The organism is Vibrio sp. Vb0667 (assembly GCF_033391095.1).
In genome coordinates this window covers 1-1243 of record NZ_JAWPOL010000245.1, presented here as the reverse complement: position 1 = coordinate 1243, position 1243 = coordinate 1, and the positions used below count along the sequence as shown (strand labels likewise).

General features: G+C 47.7%; 2 protein-coding genes and 1 pseudogene. All 3 read right to left on the bottom strand.

The genetic code is table 11. The features are described 5' to 3' along the window. Positions 1-15 precede the first annotated feature (15 nt). Positions 16-219, bottom strand: a complete 204-nt coding sequence (thiS, locus tag R8269_RS24980) for a sulfur carrier protein ThiS (protein ID WP_203478644.1) — start codon at positions 217-219, stop codon at positions 16-18. Positions 220-298: 79 nt separating this feature from the next. After that, positions 299-1081 (bottom strand): thiazole biosynthesis adenylyltransferase ThiF, encoded by a 783-nt coding sequence (gene thiF / locus R8269_RS24975; RefSeq protein WP_318222877.1) that lies wholly within the window; start codon positions 1079-1081, stop codon positions 299-301. Further along, positions 1071-1243 (bottom strand): annotated as a pseudogene (gene thiE / locus R8269_RS24970) (thiamine phosphate synthase); the annotation flags it as partial. The pseudogene thiE and the gene thiF, both read right to left, overlap by 11 nt.

Below are 1243 nucleotides of genomic sequence, written 5' to 3'. Positions count from 1 at the left end.
TTTTCAGCATCGACATTATCCCCCTGCGATGGCTTGAAACAGAGAGATGCTATCTCCCTCAGAAAGTACCGTACTCGCCCATTCGCTACGCGGCACCACTTGATTATTAATGGCAAAAACACAGCCCATTTCAGGCAGAGAAAACTGTGTAATGATTTGCTGTAGGCTGGCTTTACACTCGACCTGCTGAGCTTGGTCGTTAATAGCGATAGTTATCACGCTACCTCTCTCCTTTGGCAAATGAACGTACAAACGAATTTGATGCGAATTGATTTGAAACTGTCATGACGGTCATCTCTTAACTGCTCACTGGTGCAAGATTATTGTCACCACAAACCTGACATTGCTTGTCTTTGGTGATCGACATGGTCTGCCAGTTCATCCGCAGTCCATTAAAGAGGTGTAACTGACCACACTCAACATGAAATCGATCTATCGCCAACTTTTGAATAGCAGCGAGAGCTTGGTAGTTCCCCAGAGTGCCCACCACAGGGCCGATAATGCCGGTTTCGCTGCACTTCATTGTTTGCTGCAATTCATCAAACGGATACAAGCATCGATCGCAGCCTGAATTTGATGGTGTGTCTGAGTAGTCAAAAACAGCAAACTGCCCTTGCCAACCAATCGCTGCCGCCGATATCAGAGGTGTATTTTGCTCATAACAAACTTGATTGATCAGCTGCCTCGTTGGCAGGTTGTCACTGCAATCCAACACCACATCCGCCAACATGACTTCGAGTTGTAACTGAGCTTGGTCGAGACGCTTGGTAATCGTGCGTACCTGAATCATTGAATTGAGATCACGAAGCTGCTGAGCCATCGCCTCGGTTTTCGCCAGTTCGATGTCGCCTTCACGATAGATAACCTGGCGCTGCAAATTGCTGCTGTCGACACGGTCATCATCAATCACAACCAATTTACCCACGCCAGCAGCCGCGAGATACAAACTTGCTGCACTACCCAACCCACCACAGCCGATGAGCAACACATGAGATTGACCAAGACGAGCTTGGCCCGATTCTCCGATTTCAGGTAACGAAACTTGACGCTGATAACGAATGAATTCTTGATCAGTAAGCACGATAGTCCTCCATTACCAATGAGGTGCTCGTTGTGCTCATCAGTTGGTCGAAAAACTCAATCACTTGTTTCGGCGATTCGGACAAGGTAATCGCACGAACCACCGCTAAACTGGACACGCCACATTGCCAAACTTGCTCTGCGTTTGATTGGTCAATACCAC